Source organism: Hydrogenophaga sp. 70-12 (genome assembly GCF_001897365.1).
In the GTDB taxonomy this organism is placed as follows: domain Bacteria; phylum Pseudomonadota; class Gammaproteobacteria; order Burkholderiales; family Burkholderiaceae_C; genus Hydrogenophaga; species Hydrogenophaga borbori.
Genome location: NZ_MKSS01000108.1, coordinates 1 through 5,247, shown reverse-complemented (window position 1 = coordinate 5,247; position 5,247 = coordinate 1). Strand labels below are relative to the sequence as shown.

Here is a 5,247-nt window from a genome sequence, read left to right as displayed (position 1 = left end):
CCGTGCAACGCGGCCCCGAGGCCGCCGGCCCGCTCAATTCGCACATGCTCGTGCTGCGCACCCTGAGCCTGCTGAGCGAACTCTCGCCCGACTACCTGCACCGCTTCATGGTGCACACCGACACGCTGTTGTGGCTCGACGAAGCAAGCGCCCGGCCCAAGCCCGCTGCCGCGGCCAAGGCCCGGAAGGCCCGTTGAAGCGGAGGGTGTCGAGCGGCGCTGCGAGGCGGTGGCGACCACGGCGCGACCGCCACCGTTCTTGACCAGCGTCAAAGCGCGCCGGTCGCCGCTGGCCAAAGATACCTTGAGCGCCAGGCGACTCCCTTGCCATCCGGCAGGGCACACATGGGCGCACAAGGAGGCAACACCATGGCCAACCAGGCAGAGCCCATCGCGGGCGCGGTCCCCGCCCCCCCGCCCTCCGCGCAGGACCGGTTCCCCACCGCCTACACCATCCTGTTCGCGTTGATCGTGCTGATGGCCGCGCTCACCTGGCTGCTGCCGGCGGGCCAGTACGAACGCGTGGCCAATGAGGCCCTGGGCAAAGACACCCCGGTGCCCGGCACCTATCAGGTCGTCGACGCTGCCCCGCAAGGCGCGCTCGACGTGCTGATGGCCCCCATCACGGGCTTCTACAACCAGGCCACGGGCGTGGCCAACGCCATCGACGTCTCGCTGTTCGTGCTCGTGGTCGGCGGCTTCCTGGGCGTGGTCAACGCCACCGGCGCCATCAACACCGGCATCGAGCGCGTCATGCTGCGCCTGCAGGGCCGCGAGAAATGGATGATTCCGGTGCTGATGCTGCTGTTCGCCGCGGGCGGCACCACCTACGGCATGGCGGAAGAAACCCTCGCCTTCTATGTGCTGCTGCTGCCGCTGATGATCGCGGTGGGCTACGACGCGCTCACGGGCGTGGCCGTGATCATGGTGGGCGCCGGGATCGGCGTGCTCGGCTCCACCATCAATCCCTTCTCGACCGCCATCGCCTCCAACGCCGCCGGCATCCCGTTCACCCAGGGCATGGCCTTGCGGCTGGTGATCCTGGCGCTGGGTTGGCTGATCTGCGTGGCCTACGTGATGCGCTATGCGGAGCGCGTCCGTCAGGACCCGTCGCGCTCGCTGGTGGCCGATCTCAAGGCGTCCAACGAGGCCCACTTCCTGCGCCACCGCGAGAGCCACCGCGATCAGGTGCTCACCGGGCGGCAACAGACCGTCCTGGTCCTGTTCGGCGCGACCTTCGTCGCCATGGTCTGGGGCGTGGCACTGCGCGGCTGGTGGATGGCCGAGATGTCGGCGCTGTTCCTGGCGTCGGCCATCGCCGTGGGCCTGGTGGCCTGGATGGGGGAGAAGCCGTTCACCAACGCCTTCGTCGACGGCGCGCGTGACTTGCTCGGTGTGGCCCTGGTGATCGGCCTGGCGCGCGGCATCGTGGTGATCATGGACCAGGGGAAGATCACCGACACCATCCTGCACGCGCTGGAGGGCTGGATCGGCGGCATGTCCAACGTGGCCTTCGTGAACGCGCTCTTTGCCACCGAGGGCCTGCTGAGCCTGCTGGTGCCGTCCACCTCGGGGCTGGCGGTGCTGAGCATGCCGATCCTGGCGCCCCTGTCGGATTTCGCCGGCGTGCCGCGCGACCTCGCGGTCACCGCGTTCCAGACCGCGATCGGCATCACCAACCTGGTCACGCCCACCTACGCGGTGGTGGTCGGCGCGCTGGCCATCGGGCGCGTGCCCTACCAGCGCTGGCTGCGCTTCATCTGGCCGTTGATGCTGATGCTGGCCTTGCTCAGCATGGCCTCGCTGAGCGCGGCGGTCCTGCTGTGAACACGCCCCATCCGCCCGTGTCAAGCCCGGCCCGCTTCGGGGTGCATTCCGAGGTCGGCAAGCTGCGCCGCGTACTGGTCGGCTCGCCCGGGCTGGCCCACGAACGCCTCACCCCCGCCAACCGCGAGGCGATGCTGTTCGACGACGTCTTCTGGGTGCAGCAGGCGCGCACCGACCACTTCGACTTCGTCACGAAGATGCAGGACCGCGGCGTCGAGGTGCTGGAGATGGGCCAGCTCCTGAGCGAGACCCTGGCCATCCCCACCGCGCGCGACTGGGTGCTGCAGCGCCGGGTCACCCCGAACCACGTGGGCGTGGGCATGCTCGACGAACTCAGGGGCTGGCTGTGGGAACTGCCCCCCGCGCAGCTGGCGCGCCACCTGGTGGGTGGCCTGGCGGTGCACGAGCTGCCATTCAAGCCCGAAGGCATGTTCGGTCCCTACCTCGGCCCCGACGGCTTCGTGCTGCCGCCACTGCCCAACCTGATGTTCACCCGCGACACCAGCGCCTGGATCCACGGTGGCGTGAGCCTCAACCCCATGCACTGGCCGGCCCGCCGCCAGGAAACGCTGCTGACGGCCGCCGTGTACCGTTTCCATCCGCTGTTCGCGCAGGCCGGCTTCCCCGTGTGGTGGGGCGACCCCGATACCGACCACGGCCCGGCCACGTTGGAAGGCGGCGACATCATGCCCATCGGCCACGGAGTGGTGCTGGTGGGCATGGGCGAGCGCAGCACCCCGCAGGCCGTGGGGCAACTCGCCCAGGCCCTGTTCGCCGCCGGCGCCGTGCAGCGCGTGGTGGCCTGCCAGATGCCCCGCTCGCGCGCGGCCATGCACCTGGACACCGTGTTCTCGTTCTGCGACCGCGACACCGTGACCAGCTTCGTCGAGGTGGCGGCGCAGATCGTCTGCCACAGCCTTTACCCGGACGACCGCGGCGGCATTCAATGCCGCACCGAGAAGCGGCCGCTGTTCGACGTGGTGGCGCAATGCCTCGGTCTGAAGGCGCTGCGCGTCATTCCCACCGGGGGAGACGGCTACGAGCAGGCGCGCGAGCAATGGGACGACGGCAAAACGTGGTCGCCCTCGAACCCGGCGTGGTCATCGGCTACGACCGCAACACCCACACCAACACCCTGCTGCGCAAGGCGGGCATCGAGGTCATCACCATCCGCGGCGGCGAACTCGGCCGCGGCCGCGGCGGGGCGCACTGCATGACCTGCCCGCTGTGGCGCGAGGCCTGAGGCCGCCGCCGCGAGGGCCCGACACCACCGAAAGGCGCGCCATGGCCATCAACCTGCGCAACCGCAGCTTCCTCACGCTGAGCGACTACTCGGCGGCCGAGATCGGCTTTCTGCTCAAGCTCGCCGCCGACCTGAAGACGGCCAAGTACGCCGGCACCGAGCGGCCCCTGCTGCGTGGCAAGGAGATCGCCCTGATCTTCGAGAAGGACTCGACGCGCACGCGCGTCGGCTTCGAAGTGGCGGCGCACGACCAGGGCGCCACGGTGACCTACCTCGGTCCCTCGGGCAGCCACATCGGCCACAAGGAATCGATCAAGGACACCGCGCGGGTGCTGGGCCGCGTCTACGACGCGATCGAGTACCGCGGCCACGGGCAGTCGGTCGTCGAGACGCTGGCGAGATGGTCGGGCGTGCCCGTGTACAACGGGCTCACCGACCAATTCCATCCGACGCAGATCCTGGCCGACTTCATGACCATGCGCGAGCACTGCGACAAGCCCCTGCGCGACGTGGCCTTCTGCTTCCTCGGCGACACCGGCAACAACATGGGCAACTCGCTGCTGACGGGCGCTGCCAAGCTCGGCATGGACGTGCGCCTGTGCGGGCCGCGCGGCCTGTGGCCCGACGCGGCCGTGGTCGACGAAGCGAAGACCCTGGCGCGGGACAGTGGCGCCCGCGTGCGTCTGACCGAGGACCTGGCCGAGGGCGTGAAGGGCTGCGACTTTCTCTACACCGATGTCTGGGTGTCGATGGGCGAGCCCGAATCCGTGTGGGCGGAACGCATCCGCCTGCTGCTGCCCTACCAGGTCAACGCCCGCGCGATGGCCTTGACCGGCAATCCGCGCGTGCGCTTCATGCATTGCCTGCCCGCCTTCCACAACAACGAAACGGAGGTGGGCGCTCAGATAGAGAAGCTGTACGGCATCGGTGCCATGGAGGTCGACGACGAGGTCTTCGAAAGCCCGGCCTCCATCGTGTTCGACCAGGCCGAGAACCGCATGCACACGATCAAGGCCGTTCTGGTGGCCACCCTGGGCGGCTGATATGGCCCGCGTGGTGGTGGCCCTGGGTGGCAACGCGCTGCTGCGGCGCGGCGAGCCGGTGAGCGCCGCCACGCAGCGCGACAACATCCGCCGCGCCGCGCAGGCGCTCGCGCGGCTCATGGAGGGCGGGCACCACCTGGTCGTCACCCACGGCAACGGGCCGCAGGTGGGCCTGCTCGCGCTGCAGGGCGAGGCCACGGGCCAGGGCCGTTTTCCGCTCGACGTGCTGGGCGCCGAGACCGAGGGAATGATCGGCTACGTGTTGCAGCAGGAATTGGACAACGCCTGCCCCGGGCCGGCGCGCTTCGCCACGCTGCTGACGCAGGTGGAGGTGGACCCGCGCGACGCCGCGTTCGGCGCACCGGACAAGCCCGTGGGCCCGGTCTACAGCGAAGCGCAGGCGCGCTCACTGCAGCAGCAGCGCGGATGGGCCATCGCCCCCGATGGCCAGGCCTGGCGACGCGTGGTGCCGTCACCCAGGCCCCTGCGCATCCTCGAGATCGAGGTCATCCGCCTGCTGGTCGACCAGGGCGTGACGGTGATCTGCGCGGGCGGTGGCGGCATCCCGGTGGTGCGCCGCCAAGACGGCACCCACATCGGCGTGGAGGCCGTGATCGACAAGGACCACGCCAGCGGCCTGCTCGCCGCCGAGTTGCGGGCGGATGCGTTTCTCATGCTCACCGATGTGCCCGCCGTGTTCACCGGCTGGGGCACGCCCGGCCAGCGCGCGCTCGGCGACGTGACGCCGCAGGAACTGAGCGGCGTGGACTTCGCCGCGGGGTCCATGGGCCCGAAGGTGCGCGCCGCCTGCGACTTCGTGAACCGCACCGGCGCCCTGGCCGGCATCGGCGCGCTGGACGATGCGGCCGCCATCCTGGCGCGCCAGGCGGGCACACGGGTTGTGGGCCGCCCCCGGATGTCGTAGCAACGCCGGCCTTCCGTCGAAGCCGTCGTGGATGGCCGCGGGCACGCCAAGGCGAGCGACAGGGGACCAAGGGCGATCTGATACCGATCGACTGCCCTCGTGATCGGTCACTCACCGCAAAGGCGAGAAGTGGCGCGGCTGGCGGGGATCGAACCCACGACCCTCGGCTTCGGAGCCCAGGCAATCGATGCGTAGATGCAGCGATTTTGA

General features: G+C 69.9%; 4 protein-coding genes and 1 pseudogene. All 5 read left to right on the top strand.

All coding sequences use genetic code 11. The features are described 5' to 3' along the window. The coding region (locus BGO22_RS06995; protein WP_286849750.1) for a DUF2894 domain-containing protein at positions 1-197 on the top strand (197 nt) is incomplete at its 5' end. Positions 198-368: 171 nt separating this feature from the next. Then, a complete protein-coding gene (locus tag BGO22_RS06990; RefSeq protein WP_286849749.1) occupies positions 369-1,826 on the top strand; it encodes a YfcC family protein in 1,458 nt (485 codons plus the stop codon). 17 nt (positions 1,827-1,843) lie between these two features. After that, a pseudogene (locus tag BGO22_RS06985) lies at positions 1,844-3,069 on the top strand (arginine deiminase). A gap of 41 nt (positions 3,070-3,110) precedes the next feature. Next, complete coding sequence (argF, locus tag BGO22_RS06980; RefSeq protein WP_286849748.1) at positions 3,111-4,112, top strand: ornithine carbamoyltransferase; 1,002 nt, start codon at positions 3,111-3,113, stop codon at positions 4,110-4,112. A 1-nt stretch (position 4,113) separates the two neighbouring features. Then, positions 4,114-5,037: a carbamate kinase gene (arcC, locus tag BGO22_RS06975; protein ID WP_070400940.1), complete on the top strand. Its 924-nt coding sequence runs from the start codon at positions 4,114-4,116 to the stop codon at positions 5,035-5,037. Positions 5,038-5,247 lie beyond the last annotated feature (210 nt).

Coding starts and splice junctions, on each gene's coding strand:
- BGO22_RS06990 (WP_286849749.1), top strand. CDS start 369: ATGGCCAACCAGGCAGAGCCCATCGCGGGCGCGGTCCCCGCCCCCCCG.
- argF (WP_286849748.1), top strand. CDS start 3,111: ATGGCCATCAACCTGCGCAACCGCAGCTTCCTCACGCTGAGCGACTAC.
- arcC (WP_070400940.1), top strand. CDS start 4,114: ATGGCCCGCGTGGTGGTGGCCCTGGGTGGCAACGCGCTGCTGCGGCGC.